Here is a 16,762-nt window from a genome sequence, read left to right as displayed (position 1 = left end):
GGAGCCGTCATGGCGCCTCCCCGCCGCTGCCGAGCCGTTCCCGCAGGGTCCCTTATCCACATGGCTGGACTTCCCCGGGACGCCACCGCACCGCCGCTTCTAGCGTGGGCTACAGTCCGCTCCGGCAGAAAGGATCCTGCGGTGATGTTGCAGTGATGTTGCGGTGAGGTTCCAGTGATATTCCAGTGCACCCTGGTGCCGGCACCAGGTTCGGCGCTCGCGGGAGGCCCGGTGGAGCTGGCCGTCGAGGTGCCCGCGGAGTGCTCGGGCACGGACCTGGAAGAGGCCATCTCGAGGCGCTACGGAACGGGCGGGCTGACGGTGGACGGGGTTCCGGTCCGTGCCGTGCGCGTTGGTGATCCGCCGCTGCGTGACGGGGCGGTCCTGGTGGACGGTGCCTCGCAGGCTCTCCCAGGCATCAGCCAGGGCCGCCCGGCGGTTCCGCCGCTGCTCCTCGCCGTGCACAGCGGTCCCGGCGCGGGGACCATCGTTCCGCTGCGGCGGGCGCGGTTCCGGATCGGACGGAGCGGGACGGAAATCGTCCTTCCGGACGCCGAGCTGTCCCGTGAACACGCGCTGCTGGACGTCACGGACTCGGCGGTGACCATCGTTGATCTGCACAGCGCCAACGGGACCGCCGTCGACGGCAAGCGGGTGCGCGAAGCGGTGGTGACCACCGGCTCGGTGATCCGTTGCGGCAATTCCACGATGTCCCTCATCTTCGGCGGCGGTTCCGCGGATTCCGGGGTGGCGGAATCCGCGGGCTGCAGCGTTGCGGAGCCGCTACCCGTGCGCAGTCCCGCGAACAGCGCTCCGTTTAACGGCAGCCGCGCAACGGTGCTGCTCACGGCAGTATTGCCGCTGGTCATCGGAGTCGGCCTGGCGCTCCTGACCGGGCTGTGGATGTTCCTGGCCTTCAGCCTGGTCTCTGCCGCGTCCATGCTGGTCCCTGCGGTGTCCGGCCGGAGGCAGCGTCGCGGGCTGAAGGCAGCCCTCGCGGCAGCTGCGCGCGAGGATATGGAACGACGACGGCGGTCCGCCCCGTCCGCGGCGGAACTTTGCGCCCACAACGCCCACGGCGATGCCGACGGCAAGGAACCGCGCGCCGGAACCGGCGCCCTCTGGCTGCGGCTTGGGCTCGCCGAGCAGCGGGCAAACATCAGGCTGGAACCGGCGGATCCCTTCTTCCTCCCACCCCCACTCGGCCTGGCGCCGCTGACGCTCGACCCCGCCGCCATCACCGCTGTCTCCGGCCCGGAGGCTGCCGTGGCCGGGCTGGTCCGCTCCTTCATCCTGCAGCTCGCCGGCTATCCTGCCGCCCGGCGGACCCGGGTCCTGATTCACGGCTCCCCGGCGTGCATCCCGCTCGCCGCACGGTTCCTCCCCCGGGTGACGCTGTGCTGCCACGACGGCGCAACGGCCAGCCACCTGCGCGCCGGCCCGGGTCCGGGCTGTGACCGCGGAGTACTGATCATCCTCGATGACCCAGGCGGCGGGCTCATCCCCGCGACGACGCCAGGCACTGCCCGGGCTGCCGTACTCAGCGCTCTAGCCGCCGGCAAGGGCTGGCAGGTGATCGATTGCTCGCGTCCCGCGGATCCACCCGAGGGCTCCGTCATTGCCCTCGGGGGGCGCACGGCCCGGCTGACACGCGGCCCCGATGCGGTCCCGTTCCTGCCTGACCTCGTCCCTCCCCCGGTGTTTGAACGCTATTGCCGCCGGCTGGGGTCCGCCGGACGTCAGTGCACTGACCGGCCGGAGGCCATGGCGGCCGGCGGCGCACTGGCCGGGATCCTTCCCCTCGACGCCAATGATGTTGCCCGCCGCTGGGCACATTCCGGCCACACGGTGGGGCTGCCGGTGCCGGTCGGCACAGGCCGGAAGGGAACCCTCCACCTGGACCTGCAGCGCGACGGCCCCCATGTCCTGGTGGCGGGCACCACAGGCTCGGGCAAGTCGGAGTTCCTCCGGACGCTGGCGGCGGCCTTGGCTGCCACCTACCCGCCGGACCGCATCAACCTGCTCTTCGTGGACTTCAAAGGCGGCTCGGGGCTCGGCCCGCTGACCGGGCTTCCACACTGCGTGGGAATGCTGAGCGATCTCGGGATACAGGAAGTTGACCGTACCCTGGTCTCGCTCCGGGCTGAGGTGCGCCGCAGGGAACAATTGCTGGCGTCCGCCCAGGCCCGCGATCTCATCATGTACCGCTCGCTGGACCGGACCCTACCCGTCCTCCCCCACCTCGTCATCGTCGTTGACGAATTCAGGATGCTGGTCGACGAAGCCCCGGGAGCGTTGACCGAGCTGATGAGGATTGCGGCGATCGGCCGGTCACTGGGAATCCACCTCGTCATGGCCACCCAGCGCCCGCAGGGCTCGATCACGGCCGACATCCGGGCGAATGTCACAAGCTGCGTGGCCCTGCGCGTCCAGTCCGGGATGGAATCGATGGACATCATGAATTCTGCGCTGGCGGCAGACATCCCCATCGCCAGTCCGGGGCGCGCCTTTCTGGCCAGGGGGACCGAAGCGCCGGAAGAGTTCCAGACGGCCACCCTCACTCCGGACCGGCCCCCGCCCGCCGCGCGAACCGTGACCGTGCTGACCGCGGGCGAGTGGCTCGGCCGGCCGCCCGAGGATGCGCGCAGCGGTGAAGCGGAGGAAGCCGGGCGGACACGGGTGCAGGAGGCGGCAGCGCTGGCAGCGGAAAGCAGCAGGCTGTGGGCGGCCATGGGCGGCAGCCCGGTGCGCCGTCCGGTCGCCGCGCCGCTCCCGACGCTACTTCCGTTCCCGCGCGCCGTCTCCGCCGGCGGCCCGCCTCCCGTCCGCCCGGTTCCCAGCGGCCCGCCTCCCAGCCAGGCAATGCCCGCGGTGTCCGGGGACGGCGGCACGGTCCGGCTGGGTTGGCTGGACTTACCGGAACAGCAATGCCTCGCGGAGCTGTGCTGGCACCCGGCCGATCACGGCCATCTGGGGCTGGTCGGCGGGGCTGCGGGCGGCGCGGACGCAGCCCTCACCCTGGCGGTGGACCAGTTGTTGGCCGCGGAGCGGGAATCGCATCTCTACATCCTTGATGCTGCCGGTTCATTCAGCCGGACCGCCGCGTCGGCCAGGGTCGGGGCCGTGGCGGGTCTGCACGAACCCCGCCGCGCGGTCAGGGTGCTGGAACGCCTGGCCGAAGAAATGACGCGGAGGCTCAGCGCGCCCGCTGTTCCGGACCCACCGCGGTTGGTCCTCGTCCTCTGCGGCTGGGGCTCGTGGGTTTCGGTATTCCGGTCAGGCCCGCTTGCCCGGGGCGAGGACCTGGTCCAGGACATCATCCGGGACGGTGCGAAGGCGGGAATCACCGTCATCGTCTCCGGCGAACGCGAACTGGCCACAGCACGGTTTTTCGCCGGTATCGCCAACCGCATCTTCATGCCGGCCGGCTCAACGGAGGAAGGCCGGCTTGCCTGGCCGCGTCTGCCCGCGCTGCCGGCTCTTCCCGGCCGGGTCGCCGTTTTTGGCGCCTTCACCGGGAACGCTGCGGCGGCGGGCCGCGCCGGCCAGCTTTATGAGGCGCCGCCTCCCGGACTGCTGACGAGTCCCGAGTCGTCGTTGCGGCAGGTGCCGTTCAGGGCCGAAGCCCTGCCCCAGCGGGTCAGCGTCTCCGACGTGCTCGCCCGGGCCGGCGCCCCCGCACCGGCGGGACACCGGCCCGCAGACCCACCGGCGGGACGCCGGCACGCAGACCCACCGGCGGGACCCCGGCCCGCAGACCCACCGGCGGACGCATCCGTGGAGGGACGCGCCCGGGCCGGGTCCCGGGCGCCCGTCTCCCTCTGCCTCGGGGTGGGTGGAGACGATCTCAGGCCCGTCAGTCTCACGCTCCCGGCCGGCAGCGTCCTGGCTGTCCTGGGCGGTCCAAGCTCGGGGAAGACATCGTTGCTGGCAGCCCTCCCGGGCCTCAATCCATCGGGTGGCGGCTGGCTGCACCCTCGGGCCGGCGGGGATCCGGCGGATTTTTGGGCCGGGACTCATGCCCAGGCCCGTGCCGGCACCCTGAATCGGGCGGCAGTGCTGGTGGCCGACGATCTTGACCTGCAGTCCGAGGAAACCAACCGTGAACTGCTCTCCCTCAACAGCCTCGGCTGGACGGTGATCCTGGCCGCCGGTTTCAGTCCGGCTCTTCAGCAGCGCGTCCCCCTCGCGCACTGCGCGCGCAGCCACGGAAAAGGAGTGCTGATCTGCCCCAGAAGCCTCATGGATGGAGACCTTTTCGGGGTCCGGTTTGAGCTGGAGGCCAGCCCACCGGCCGGACGCGCCGTCGTGATCTCCGACGGGCAGGCCATGGCGGTGCAGCTGGCCGCGGATCCCGCCGCCGGCACGGCCACGCCGGAAGCTGTGCCGTGACGGACGCTTTGCCGTGACGGAAAGTGGCTACAGGGCCGGAGGGGCGCCAGCGGTCCGGGACGCGAAGGCGATGACTCTCTTGTCGAACAGCAGCACGATCGCGGCGGCGGCCGGCACGAGCATGGCCAGTCCCGCCAGAGGGTATCCGCCCGTCAGGGTGGGGAAGCCGATGGTGAGGGCGAAAAGCTGGGCCACCAGGGCTCCCGCCCTCGGCCAGCGGTATCCACCGAACAGGAACCGGGCCACGGCAAAGAGCCAGAGGGAAAAGCCAAGGAGCAATCCCAGCGTGAATACTGCACCCCAGAACGAGAGCACCGGGGCTCCCGTCAGCAGTTGGCTTCCGTACCAGCCGGCAGCAATCAGCAGGGCGGCCGCCTCGAGCGCCACAATTGCTGCGATGACCGTTATTCCGGCCGGCCGCACACCCTGCCCGGGAGGACCCCCGGCGCCGGGTCCGGCAGGTTCGGAAGGGTTCTCAGAGGGTCTTGACACACTGGCAGAGTACCGGACATAGTCGTCTAAATGTGAGGGCGCCGCCAGCCCATGTGATGCATCGCTCACGATTTCATGGCATTACGAACCCAAATACCCCTTGTTTACACAGCGTTAACGTGACACGCTTAATCAAGATGACCGAGGGGCCCCAGAGGGCCCCTTTCTTATGAAGCCCCTAGTGAATAATTTCACAAAGGCATTTAACGTGTTCCCAGGAATGGAGTGACTGATCAGCATGGATTGGCGTAACCGCGCAGCGTGCCTTGACAAGGACCCGGAGCTGTTCTTCCCGGTAGGAAACACCGGCCCTGCCCTCCTGCAGATCGAGGAAGCCAAAAGCGTCTGCCGGCGCTGCCCGGTAGTGGATACGTGCCTGCAGTGGGCGCTTGAATCCGGCCAGGATGCCGGCGTCTGGGGCGGCATGAGCGAGGACGAACGCCGCGCCTTGAAGCGCCGCGCAGCACGCGCCCGCCGCGCCTCCTGATTTTTCCGCCTTCGGGCGGCACGTTTCCGTCTTCGGGCGGCACGTTCCCGTCTTCGGGCGGGACTGCAGCAAAGGGCCGCAGACCTCAGGGTCTGCGGCCCTTGCGCGGTTAACAGCGCGGCTCAGCGGGTGGCCAGGCTCAGCACGATCTGCACGGCGGTGCCGCCGCCCTCCCGCGCTGACCACCGGATGCTGCCGCCCAGCTCACTGGTGACGAGGGTGCGCACGATCTGCAGGCCAAGGCCTTCCGCATAAGGCTTCTCGGGAATGCCGACGCCGTCGTCCGCCACGGTCACCGTCAGCAGCTCCTCGCTGTCCTCGCCTTCCGAGCGGTCGGCGATCAGCCAGACCGTGCCGGTCCGCCCCTCCAGCCCATGCTCGACGGCATTGGTCACCAGCTCGTTGATCACCAGGGCCAGCGGGGTGGCGAAGTCGCTGGGCAGCTCGCCGAACAGCCCGGAGCGCTGCGTCTTCACCTGCTGCGACGGCGAGGCCACCTCCGCGGACAGCCGGAACTGGCGCCCGATCAGCTCATCGAAGTCGACGCTCTGGGTGAGGCCCTGGGACAGCGTTTCGTGCACGAGGGCGATCGTCGCGACCCGGCGCATGGCCTGTTCGAGCCCCTGCTTGGCCTCGTCACTGACCATGCGTCGGGACTGCATCCGCAGCAGCGCGGCCACGGTCTGCAGGTTGTTCTTGACCCGGTGGTGGATCTCGCGGATCGTGGCGTCCTTCGTGACGAGTTCCATCTCCCGCCGCCGCAGCTCCGAGACGTCGCGGCACAGGACGAGCGCCCCGAACCGTTGCCCTTCGTCGCGCAGGGGGATGGCCCGCAGCGACAGGCTGACGCCCCGCGATTCGATTTCACTGCGCCACGGCATCCGTCCGGTGACAACCAGCGGCAGCGTTTCATCGACCAGGCGCCGGTCCTTCAGGAGCCCCGCAGTCACCTCGGCAAGGCTCCGGCCTTCGAGCGACTCGCCGTCGCCAAGCCGCCGGAAGGCAGACACCCCGTTGGGGCTCGCATACTGGACGATCCCCTCGGCGTCGAGCCGGATCAGGCCGTCCCCCACCCGGGGTGCGCCGCGGCGCGAACCGGTGGGCGAGGCAAAGTCCGGCCACAGTCCCAGGGTGCCCATCCGGAGCAAGTCGTAGGCGCACTGCCGGTAGGTCAGCTCCAGCCGGGACGGCATCCGCGAGCTGGAAAGATCCATGTGCGTCGTGACAACGGCGAGCGTCCGGCCGTTGCGGACCATCGGCACAGCCTCGACCCGCAGGGCCATATCGCTGCTCCAGTTGGTCTCATTTGAGCGCTCGATGGTGCGGCTCTCCCAGGCCTTGGCGACCAGCGGCAACAGGTCCGATCTGATCCCCTCCCCCACGAAGTCGGCGTGGAACACCGTATGCGTGGTGGAGGGGCGGACATGGGCCAGCGCCACATAGCCGAACTCGGGATGCGGAAACCACAGCGCCAGGTCCGCGAACGCCAGGTCGGCGACCATCTGCCAGTCGCCGACCAGGAGGTGAAGCCACTCGGCATCCCCCGGGCCGAAATCAGCATGCTCCCTGATAGGGTCCGTAAAGATTGCCACAGCACCTCCATTTGCGACGCGGCGGGCAGCAAGCTGCTCCTAGCGTCGAACGATTGACCTCAAGAGCCTCAATGCTACCGACAGGGAGGCCATGTCATCGGCCTCGAGGGCGTTGACCTCGTCGAACATGCTCTCCGCACGGTCCAGCTGTTCGACATTCTGGCTTTCCCACAGCTCCAGCCGTTCCTCCGCGGGGGTTCCGGGAGGAGTCGACTCCAGCACCGCGGTGGTCATGTCCGACACGGTCGAGTAGAGGTCGTCGCGCAGGGCAGCGCGTGCCAGCGCCTGCCAGCGGTCCTGCCTGGGCAGCTTGGTGATGCGTTCCAGCAGGGAATCCGCGTGGAAGCGGTCAAACACCGTGTAGTAGACATGCGCGATGCTCTCCACAGGCTCCGGGCTGACGTGGACGATCTTGGCGATGTCCAGCAGCACGAAACTTTCGAACAGCTCCGCCCAGCGGTGGGCCAGGTCTTCGGGCAGTTCCCAGCTGCGCGCCTTCTCCAGCCATGCAGACACCCGGGCATGGTCATCGCCCCGCAGGTAGTCGAGCAGCCGGGCGCGCATCGGGTCCATCAGCGGCTTGAACTCCCCGACGATCTCGGCGATCGGCCGGGACGCGTTGCTCTGGCTCAGAACCCAGCGGACGGCCCGGTCCAGGAGCCGGCGGATGTCCAGGTGGACGGTACTCCAGTGCTCGGTCGGGAAGGAAGCCGGCAGCTCATTTAGCTCCCCGACCATGATGTCCAGCTCATAGACCTCGCGGAGCGCCACAAACGCTTTGGCGACGGCGGCCTCGGTGGCCGAGGTCTCCTCCATCGCCCGGAACACGAAGGTGATACCGCCCATGTTGATCATATCGTTGGCCACCACCGTCGCGATGATTTCCCGGCGCAGCGGGTGGGTGTCCAGTTCGGCGTCGAACCTCTCCCGCAGCTGCTTCGGGAAGTATGCCCGGAGCGTTTCACGGAACCACGGATCCTCGGACAGCGAACTGTCCCGCAGCGCCGTCGCGAGCTCGATCTTGGCGTAGGCCGCCAGTACGGAAAGCTCCGGCGCCGTCAGCCCCTGGCCCTGTTCGAGGCGCTCCTGCAGCGTCTCCGTGGTGGGCAGCGCCTCCAGATCGCGCTTCAGGTCCGCCGACTTCTCCAGCCAGTCCATCAGGCGTTCGTAGCTGGGACTCCATTCGGAGACCCGCATGCGGTCGTTGAGCAGCAGGATGTTCTGGTCGATGTTGTCCTGGAGCACCAGCCGGCCGACTTCGTCCGTCATCGAGGCCAGGAATCCGGCGCGTTCGGCGGGGTCAAGCTTTCCCGCCGCCGCCATCCGATCGACGAAGATCTTGATGTTGACCTCGTGGTCCGAGCAGTCCACGCCGGCCGAGTTGTCGATCGCGTCGGTGTTCAGGATGACGCCCTGGAGCGCGGCCTCGATGCGTCCGCGTTGCGTCATGCCCAGGTTGCCGCCTTCACCGACCACCTTCACCCGCAGATCGCGGCCGTCGACCCGGATGGAGTCGTTGGCCTTGTCGCCCACCTCGGCATTCGTCTCGGTGCTCGCCTTTACGTAGGTGCCGATTCCGCCGTTGTAGAGCAGGTCGGCCGGCGCCAGCAGGATCGTGCGGAGCAGTTCAGGCGGGCTCAGCTGGGTGGTGCCGTCCGGCAGCCCCAGCGCCGCCCTCACCTGCGCCGAAACGGGTATCGTCTTGGCCTGGCGTGCGAACACGCCGCCGCCTGCGCTGATCAGTGACTTGTCGTAGTCGTCCCAGGAGGAGCGGGGCAGTTCGAAGAGCCGCTGGCGCTCCGTGAACGACACGGCCTCGTCCGGGGTCGGATCCAGGAAGATGTGCCGGTGGTCGAAGGCCGCCAGCAGACGGATGTGCTTCGAGAGCAGCATGCCGTTGCCGAAAACGTCGCCGGACATGTCGCCGACGCCGACCACCGTGAACGGTTCGGACTGCGTGTCCAGGTCCAGCTCGCTGAAGTGCCGCTTGACGGACTCCCAGGCGCCGCGGGCGGTGATGCCCATGGCCTTGTGGTCGTAGCCGACCGAGCCGCCGGACGCGAAGGCGTCGCCGAGCCAGAAACCGTATTCGGCGGCGAGGCCGTTGGCAATGTCTGAGAACGACGCCGTGCCCTTGTCGGCCGCCACCACGAGGTAGGAGTCGTCTTCGTCGTGGCGCACGACGCCGGCCGGGGGCACAAGCGCCTCGCCGTGCGGCGTCGTGATGAGGTTGTCCGTGATATCCAGCAGGCCGCGGATGAAGGTCTTGTAGCTTTCAATGCCTTCGGCCAGCCAGGCGCTCCGGTCCGACGCCGGGTCCGGGAGCTGCTTGGCGTAGAAGCCGCCCTTGGCTCCGGTGGGAACGATCACGGCGTTCTTGACGGTCTGCGCCTTGACAAGGCCGAGGATCTCCGTGCGGAAGTCCTCGCGCCGGTCCGACCAGCGCAGGCCGCCGCGGGCCACCTTGCCGAAGCGCAGGTGCACGCCTTCGACGCGGGGCGAGTAGACCCAGATCTCGAACATGGGCCGCGGGAACGGCAGCCCGTCGATGGCGGCGGGATTCAGTTTGAAGCTGACGTGGGTCTTGTTCTGGTAGTAGTTCGTCCGCAGCGTGGCCTGGATCAGGTTCGCGAAGGTGCGCAGGACCCTGTCGGCGTCGAGGGTCGCGACCTGTTCGATGGCTGCGTCCAGTTCGGCCCGGACCTCGTCCTGCCTGATCCGGCGTTCGTCCTCACCCAGCGAGGGATCGAAGCGTGCCTCGAACAGGGCGCTGAGCCCGCGGGTGACGTCCGCGTTGGCCAGCAGGGTGTCCGACATGAACTCGAAGGAGTTGGTGTTGCCCATCTGCCGCATGTACTTCGCATAGGCACGCAACACGATGACCTGCCGCCAGTGCATCCGTTCACGCAGCACCAGGCGGTCGAAGCTGTCCGATTCCGCGGCACCCGTCACGGCGGCGCCGAAGGACGCCGCGAGCAGTTGGCCCGTCGTGAGGGGGTCCACCCCGGCCGGGTATTTCAGGCCGAGGTCATAGAGGAAGAAGTCGCGGTGATCCGCGGTCTCGATCTCAAAGGGACGTTCGTCCAGCACCTCGAGGCCGAGGTTGTGGAAGTACGGCAGGATCTGGCTCAGGCTCTTGGGCTCCAGCATGTAGAGCTTGACCCGGGCGTCTTCCTCCAGCGTGGCGCCGGCACCCTCCGGAAGGTACACGTGGACGCCGGGCTCTTCCTTGACACCTTCTCCGGCCCGTTCGGCAGCGGCGCCGTACTTCTCGAACCGGGCGATGTCCTCCAGGGCATCTTCCACTTCATAATCGACCCGGTAGCCGGCCGGGAAGGCCTCGGCCCAGATCGAAGCCAGTTCCTTGGTGGTGTTGTCCCCGGTGGTAGCTTCCCCGGCGGGGGTGGCCCCCGCGGTGGCGGCCCCGCCGCCGTCGGCGCGGGCGCGGTCGGCCCTGCCGCCGTCGGCGCGCGCGCGGAGGACCTCGGAGATGCCTTCGCCCCAGGACCGTGCCGCCCGGACGAGGCGCTTCTCCAGTTCGTCGCTGCTGATGTTGCTGACATCGGCGCCCTTGGGGAGCCTGATCCGGAAGAAGAGCCGCGCCAGCGCGGATTCTGTCATCCGGGCCTCGTAGTCGATGGACACCGCGTTGAATGTCTCCCGCAGTTCCTCTTCCATGCGCAGGCGCACGTTCGTGGTGTACCGGTCACGCGGAAGGTAGACGACTGCGGACATGAACCTGCCGTAGATGTCCGGCCGGAGGAACAGCCGGGTGCGCCGTCGTTCCTGCAGCCGCTGGATGCCCGTGGCGATGGCGGCGAGGTCGGGAATTTCAATCTGGAAGAGCTCGTCGCGCGGGTAGGTTTCAAGGATGCCCAGCAGGTCTTTGCCGGAATGGGAATCCGGCGGGAAGCCGGCGTCGCGCAGCACGGCGGCCACCTTTTCGCGGACCACCGGGATGTCGCGGACGGATCCGGCGTACGCGGTCGTGGCGAAGAGTCCGATGAAGCGGCGTTCACCGTTGACGTTGCCGGCCGCGTCGAAGCTCTTGACCCCGATGTAGTCCAGGTAGGCCGGGCGGTGCACGGTGGAACGGGAGTTGGCCTTCGTGACCACGAGCGCGCGTTTTTCGCGGGCTTTCTTCCGGCCGGCTTCGGTGAGGTGCTGGATCTGGTGCGGGGTGTCGGCTGACCCGCGCAGCAGGCCAAGGCCGCTCTCATCCCGCGGTTCCAGGACGTCCTCGCCCGATTCGTTCCTGAGATCATATTCGCGGTAGCCCAGGAACGTGAAGTTCCCGTCGTCCAGCCAGCGGAGCAGCTCCTGGGCCTGGCGGAGTTCAGCGATCGTGGCGGGGTTGGCCACTTTGTCCAGGTTCCGGGCGATCTCCTGAGCCTTACTCCGCATCTTCGGCCAGTCCTCGACGGCGGCGCGGACGTCACCCAGTACCCGGCCGAGACCTTCCACCAGTTCCCCGTGCTTGGTGTCGTCGGCGCGGTCGATCTCGACGGCGATCCACGATTCCATGTGGGATGCGTTGTTGCCCTCAGCGATCAGGTGGGACAGGTTGGGCATCGCGGCCGTATCACCGCTGGAGATGCCCAGGTGGGAGGGAACGCGCGCAACCTTGACGAGCTCGCCGGTGCCGCGGTTGCGAGTGACGACGAACAGCGGGTGCATCACCAGGTGGATCGGGGACTTCTGCCGGACCAGTTCCGCGTTGACGGAGTCCACGAGGAAGGGCATGTCGTCCGTGACGATGTAGACCACGCTGCAGTCCGGCTCGTCAACGATGGAGATGTTGGCAATGCCGGGGAGCCGCTGGGCCGCGACCTGGCGGTGCGTCTCGGCCCTGGCCGTCAGTACTTCCTGCGCATACCCGCGGGAGTCGTCTTCGGCAAGGTGCTCGTAATAGTCCCCGAGATACCCCTCCCCGGCACCGATCGAAACGGGTTGATCCTCCACGCTGGACCCAGACGACATCGACAAACGCCTCCATCAAAAAGTTCATGGCCGCCTCATTGCGGCCCCTACGGCGAGCCTAGCCCTTTGACAGGAGCTTCGCTGTGGAAGAAAACACAGAGGATTTGCGATTTCGCTGGGCAGGTGCACAAACGAGATTGGCAATGGCCCTTCGGAGCATGGAGTCCGGCGCAGTTTCGAGCAGCAGCGAGCCAGCCAGCAGCGCCGCATCGGCGGCTGCGGTGTCCGCCGGAACGAAGCCGGAGAGCGCCATCCCCGGTCCGTACCGCTCCCAGGCCTCGCGCAATTGCCGCTCAGGGGACCGTCCCACGGCCGCGGCGCGGACCTTGTTCATCACGATCCGCGGTGACGCCTGCGGAACGGCGGCTTCCAGCTGGGCCAGGCCCCGGACCAGCCGGGGCACGCCGATGGAGTCCGCAGCGCCGACGGCAAAGACCGTGTCCGCCACTTCAAGGCTTCGCAGTGTCGCCGCGTTCCGGCGTGGAGCCATGGTGTCGAAGCTCAGCTCCTCATCGGCCTCCAGACAGAAACCGGTGTCAATGACCGTCACGTCGGCCACCTCCCGCGCCCGGTCCAGCACCAGGGAGAGCGCGGCGGCGCGGAGCTCCGTCCAGCGGTCCGCACGGGTGATCCCGGTGAGTACCCGGAAGGTCCCGGACTTGATGGCCACCGGGGTGGCGATCCTGCGCAGCGCGTCCCCATCCAACAGGCCCTGGTCTGCAAGCCTGCAGGCTTGCGCCAGCCCGGCCGCTTCATCGAGCAGGCCGAGCATGGCCGCGACGCTGGCGCCGTAGCTGTCAGCGTCAACCAGCAGCACTGAATTGCCTTCCGCGGCGAGTTCCCCGGCGATGTTGGCAGCTATGAGGGTCCTGCCCGGCGAGCCTGCGGGGCCCCAGACGGCGATGATCTGCCCCGCCCCTGAACCATCCTGAGAACGGCCCGCACCGCCGTCGGACGGGCGGAGTGCGGTCCCGGCCCCGGTGAAGGCGAGGTCGGCTCCCAATGCCGGCCGGGGCCCCGCTCCGCTCAGCTGCGCCACTGCCCCTGTGATCAGGCTGGCGAGGGCGGCGGCGTCGACGCCAGGGAACTCGGCGACCACCCCTATCCCCCGCAGCCGGGTCATTTCCGCCGGATTGTCTGTCAGGGCCAGGACAGCTACCCCGACGGCTGACAGCCGGTCCACCAGCGACGCCGACAGCTCCTCGCTGCCCTCCGCCACGACGGCAGCCCGGGCCAGTCCGCTCTGGCAGGCAGCCAGCAGTTCCGCGAGTTCACTGCATCGCCTGACGACGGACACCGGCCCGTGGAGGCGCTCCAGCCCGCCGACCAGGTCTTCGCTCGAACGCCCGACGGTCACGACCGGAATGCTCATTGGGCGGTACCGCCCGGATTCCAGACGACCGATATTTTTGCCTTGTTGGCCTGCGCCCCCAGCAATTCCGGCATTTGGCTGTCCTTGACCAGGACCATCACAACAGTTGACCGCGCAGAACGGAGAGCGGTGGTGCCAGGAGTGATCTGGGCGATTTCCGCCCCCGGGAGCAGCAGGGCGGGTTGCCTGAAGCCGTTGCGGGTATCCGGAAGGGCCACCCAGACATCCACCCTGGAGCCGGCCACAGCCTGTCCGGGAAGGATCTCGTCGATGGTGACGGCCACCGGCTTGCGGTCCAGGAGGTCGAGCAACCCCGTGCTGTCACGCGGCACCAGCTGATCCTTGCCGATCCTTTGAACTGCGACGAGCCCTTCACCCAGGCCCGCCTCCGGAGTCAGGTAGTGCGGCTCGACGTCGCCGAGGCGGACCTTTACCCGGTTCAGCTTGTCCGCAGTCACTTTCTCACCGACGGCGATCGGTTCCCGTGCGGCGTACGCCTCCGTGGTCTGGTCGGCGGCCCCCACCAGCGCGATGACTCCTGTCATCGAGGCGAGCACGAGCAGGATTCCGACGACGAGACGGGGATCCTTCCAGGAAGGCTTCTTCAGCCGCGCACCGCCGGCCACCGTGCTCACGCCCATGCGCCCGCTCCCTGTCTGTCACCCCGGCTGGTGGTGCCGGGAACCCTCATTGTGACGTGTCGCAGGCCCGGACGGGAAGATGCGGGGCCAAACAAGTTCAATGTGTGGATAACGGCACCAGATGAACCCATCGGTGGCAAAATGGGGTTATGCCCCGATTCCTGACCCTGGCAGATGTTGCCGAGCAGCTCCAGATCAATGCTCCGGCCGCCTATGCGCTGGTGCGCAGCGGCGAGCTCAAAGCCATCCAAGTGGGCGGCCGCGGCCAGTGGCGTGTGGAGGAAAAGATGCTCGAGCAATACATCGAGGAGCGCTACGCCGAGGCTAGCCGCATGATCGCAGAGGCCAAGTCTAAGACCGTCTGAGCCTGCGGTCTTGCGGCGCCGCGCCGCCCTGGCGAGAGTACCCGCCCGCGGCTTTTCCGCTGACACCAGCCCGCTATGCCTCCGCCATCCGGGCCGATCTGAGTGCCGCCAACGCGGAAAACGGAATGGTCACCATCTGGCGCACGTTGGCCGCACGCCGGTCCTCCCCCTCCTCCGTCACTGCGAGGTCCAGGTGGTCGCGCCCCACTCTGTCAATCACGCCATGGAGCGCGGTTTCTGCGGCCGCGCCCCGCACTGCCAGGACGGCCAGGCGCGTCCGGTCCCTCGCCAACCCCCGTAAGGCGCTCGCCAGGCCGAGCCGCTGACGGACTCTGGATGGCTCGCCAACCGCCAGGAGAGACAACCCGAGGTACTGGACCACGGCCGCGTACGGGATCAAGACCTGGTGCCGCGGCTCATTCAAGACCAGCGCCTCACTGCCGGCGTGGCTCAGGGTGCCCTCGAACACCGTTCCGGAGGAGAGCTGGACGCTGATCGGCAGGCCGAGTGATCCGCGGAGCCTGTCTGCCAGCTCCACGGCCGCCGCTTCCGCGCGCATCCGCTCCGCGATTTCAGCATCCAGATCAAGCCGCTCGCTGGCGGCCAGTTGTGCCTCCAGATCGGTGAACAGGGTGTCCCAACGCATGGCGCCAGCGTAGGCGCACGCCCATTCGGGGTCAATCCACACAAATCCGGCGGCTCCTAGACAAATCACCATGACGTGGATCACACTTTAGTAAATACATCAAAGTGCATCAACTTGAATCAAACTGCATCAAACGACATTACGTGGGAATGAAAGTGGACGTCATGGACAGTGAAGAGTCTTCGCCTCTGAGATCGGCACCCCGGCACTTCCCGGCGGCCGACGCCGCAATGGCCGTTGTGATTCTGCTGCTGGGTTTCTTCCTGGCAGGAACCGGAAGCAGCCTCGTGCAGCGCTGGCGCTCCTCCTCGGCGCGGCAGCAGTCACTCGCGTTCGAGGACCAGCTCGGCATCATTGCCAACACCACCGGCCTGATCGTGATCACGTGGTGGGTCATGTCGCTCACGGCCGCGGTGGCCGCGGCGCTGCTTGAGCGCAGCGGCAGGACCCGTGCCGCGACGGCCGCAGGCAAATTCAGCCCCGCGTTCATGCGACGCCTCGCCCTGGCCGCCGTCGGATTCCAGCTGCTCGCGGCGCCGTTGGCCACCGCGGCCACGCCGCCCCCGGGCCCCGACCCCCGTTCCTTCCCCCCGCCGGCCCTCTCCGCACAGTGGACCCCCACCCCAGCGGCTGCCAAAGGCCTGGTTCTCCCCCGCCGCATGCTCGACCTTGCCGCCCCGGCATCCCAGGCTGACACACCCTCCCCTGCTCCCGCGACCAGTACCGGTACCGGTACCGGTCCCGCGACGAGTCCCGCCGCTCCCGGGCCCGACGTCACCCCGCAATGGACGCCGCGCGCCCCCGCCGTGGAGCCCGGCCCACTGGCGGCGCGTCAGCTCCGCACGCAAGATCCCGCGGGGTCACGCGCCGAGGTGACAGTCCGTTCCGGGGATTCACTCTGGAGCCTGGCCGCGGCCGGGCTCGGGCCGTTCGCGTCGGACGTCGACATCGCCCGGGAATGGCCCCGGCTGTATCAGGCCAACCGGGCGATCATCGGAGAGAGCCCCCACCTCCTGCGTCCGGGCCAGGTCCTCAGACTTCCCCCCGGAGAGTAAGGCCGACGCCGGGAACGCGGCCACGACGCACCAGGCACCGCCCGTCGGGGCCTCGGCACCAAAGACCTACAGCAAAAGAGAAACGCAGCAGCACCGGAATCCAGCAACAGCCAACAGCAAAGGAACCACCATGAGCGCCAACACCGGGATCCGCGCACTCGCGGCACCCCCAGCATCACCCCGCACGCCCCTCCGCGTGGTCCCCGCTGGTGCCGCCCCGGCGGCGGCCCGCGCGGCAGCTCCGCAGACCGCAACGGCGGAACATCGGGCACCCCTGCAAGTTGTGGATGAGGGTCGCGAAATCTGTACAATCTGCCGCGGCACGGTCCAGGCCGCGATCGAGGTCCTGGCCGGTACACGGCCGGTCCAGCAGCTTGCCCGGCGGCTCGACGAGCGCTGCCTTGCGGCCCTGCAGCACCGGGCGGCCCTGACGCGGCGGGTGGCGTCCGGGAACTCTCCGACCGCAGGACGGTTGCACCGAAACCCCTCCGTGCGCTCGGTCCGGGCCTGCAAGGTCTCCGAGGACGTCTATGAGGCCAGTGCCGTGGTGGTCGACGAGCTCCGCGTCCGCGCCGTCGCCCTCCGGCTGGAACGTAGCAGGTTTGTCTGGCGGGTCACGGCGCTGGAAATCGGCTGACACCGCAGGCCGCGCAGGCCGCACAGGCAGGCCCAGAGACGGCCAGGGCTCCCGGAAGGACAGGGCTCACGGAAGGAGGAGAGAGAAGCGGAAGGGGACCGGA

At 68.3% G+C, this 16,762-nt stretch carries 11 protein-coding genes; 5 read left to right on the top strand and 6 right to left on the bottom strand.

Translation table 11 applies throughout. The features are described 5' to 3' along the window. The first annotated feature begins 174 nt into the window (after positions 1–174). A complete protein-coding gene (locus tag ABIB26_RS02965; protein WP_354239441.1) occupies positions 175–4,392 on the top strand; it encodes an FtsK/SpoIIIE domain-containing protein in 4,218 nt (1,405 codons plus the stop codon). A gap of 27 nt (positions 4,393–4,419) precedes the next feature. On the opposite strand, the gene ABIB26_RS02960 is transcribed toward ABIB26_RS02965, so the two are convergent. Next, the gene (locus ABIB26_RS02960; RefSeq protein WP_354239439.1) at positions 4,420–4,884 is read right to left on the bottom strand and encodes a hypothetical protein; all 465 of its coding nucleotides are present in this window, start codon (positions 4,882–4,884) and stop codon (positions 4,420–4,422) included. Between the two features lie 238 nt (positions 4,885–5,122). Here ABIB26_RS02960 and ABIB26_RS02955 point away from each other — a divergent pair, with 238 nt between their 5' ends. After that, positions 5,123–5,371 (top strand): WhiB family transcriptional regulator, encoded by a 249-nt coding sequence (locus ABIB26_RS02955; RefSeq protein WP_003804966.1) that lies wholly within the window; start codon positions 5,123–5,125, stop codon positions 5,369–5,371. Positions 5,372–5,493: 122 nt separating this feature from the next. Here ABIB26_RS02955 and ABIB26_RS02950 read toward each other — a convergent pair whose 3' ends face one another. The 4 genes from ABIB26_RS02950 to ABIB26_RS02935 are packed head-to-tail and all read right to left on the bottom strand — an operon-like array spanning position 5,494 to position 13,956. Beyond that, positions 5,494–6,963, bottom strand: coding sequence for a sensor histidine kinase (locus ABIB26_RS02950; protein WP_354239437.1), 1,470 nt, complete (start codon positions 6,961–6,963; stop codon positions 5,494–5,496). 39 nt (positions 6,964–7,002) lie between these two features. Further along, complete coding sequence (locus ABIB26_RS02945; protein WP_354239435.1) at positions 7,003–11,943, bottom strand: NAD-glutamate dehydrogenase; 4,941 nt, start codon at positions 11,941–11,943, stop codon at positions 7,003–7,005. 58 nt (positions 11,944–12,001) lie between these two features. Continuing rightward, positions 12,002–13,315 (bottom strand): CpaE/TadZ family protein, encoded by a 1,314-nt coding sequence (locus ABIB26_RS02940; RefSeq protein WP_354239433.1) that lies wholly within the window; start codon positions 13,313–13,315, stop codon positions 12,002–12,004. Further along, on the bottom strand, positions 13,312–13,956 hold the full coding sequence (locus ABIB26_RS02935) for a CpaB family protein (RefSeq protein ID WP_354239431.1): 645 nt from the start codon (positions 13,954–13,956) through the stop codon (positions 13,312–13,314). Before ABIB26_RS02935 ends, ABIB26_RS02940 begins: the two co-directional genes overlap by 4 nt. A 149-nt stretch (positions 13,957–14,105) precedes the next feature. Between ABIB26_RS02935 and ABIB26_RS02930 the strand changes: the two genes are divergently transcribed. Then, entirely contained in the window at positions 14,106–14,321 is a 216-nt protein-coding gene (locus ABIB26_RS02930) for a helix-turn-helix domain-containing protein (protein ID WP_306916140.1), read from the top strand. A 73-nt stretch (positions 14,322–14,394) separates the two neighbouring features. Here ABIB26_RS02930 and ABIB26_RS02925 read toward each other — a convergent pair whose 3' ends face one another. Next, complete coding sequence (locus ABIB26_RS02925; protein WP_354239429.1) at positions 14,395–15,009, bottom strand: hypothetical protein; 615 nt, start codon at positions 15,007–15,009, stop codon at positions 14,395–14,397. Between the two features lie 122 nt (positions 15,010–15,131). Between ABIB26_RS02925 and ABIB26_RS02920 the strand changes: the two genes are divergently transcribed. Both ABIB26_RS02920 and ABIB26_RS02915 read left to right on the top strand, forming a co-directional pair. Continuing rightward, a complete protein-coding gene (locus tag ABIB26_RS02920; protein ID WP_354239427.1) occupies positions 15,132–16,022 on the top strand; it encodes a LysM peptidoglycan-binding domain-containing protein in 891 nt (296 codons plus the stop codon). A gap of 130 nt (positions 16,023–16,152) precedes the next feature. Further along, entirely contained in the window at positions 16,153–16,659 is a 507-nt protein-coding gene (locus tag ABIB26_RS02915; RefSeq protein ID WP_354239425.1) for an Rv3235 family protein, read from the top strand. Positions 16,660–16,762: the final 103 nt, after the last annotated feature.

It is taken from the genome of Arthrobacter sp. UYEF20, from assembly GCF_040546335.1.
Classification (GTDB): domain Bacteria; phylum Actinomycetota; class Actinomycetes; order Actinomycetales; family Micrococcaceae; genus Arthrobacter.
Note: the sequence above shows the minus strand (reverse complement) of the source record. Positions and strands in the feature narration are given on the sequence as shown.

What these genes read in the sequence shown, in the direction of transcription:
- ABIB26_RS02955 (WP_003804966.1), top strand. Translation starts at nt 5,123, where the DNA reads ATGGATTGGCGTAACCGCGCAGCGTGCCTTGACAAGGACCCGGAGCTG.
- ABIB26_RS02945 (WP_354239435.1), bottom strand. Translation starts at nt 11,943, where the DNA reads ATGTCGTCTGGGTCCAGCGTGGAGGATCAACCCGTTTCGATCGGTGCC.
- ABIB26_RS02940 (WP_354239433.1), bottom strand. Translation starts at nt 13,315, where the DNA reads ATGAGCATTCCGGTCGTGACCGTCGGGCGTTCGAGCGAAGACCTGGTC.
- ABIB26_RS02935 (WP_354239431.1), bottom strand. Translation starts at nt 13,956, where the DNA reads ATGGGCGTGAGCACGGTGGCCGGCGGTGCGCGGCTGAAGAAGCCTTCC.
- ABIB26_RS02930 (WP_306916140.1), top strand. Translation starts at nt 14,106, where the DNA reads ATGCCCCGATTCCTGACCCTGGCAGATGTTGCCGAGCAGCTCCAGATC.
- ABIB26_RS02920 (WP_354239427.1), top strand. Translation starts at nt 15,132, where the DNA reads ATGGACAGTGAAGAGTCTTCGCCTCTGAGATCGGCACCCCGGCACTTC.
- ABIB26_RS02915 (WP_354239425.1), top strand. Translation starts at nt 16,153, where the DNA reads ATGAGCGCCAACACCGGGATCCGCGCACTCGCGGCACCCCCAGCATCA.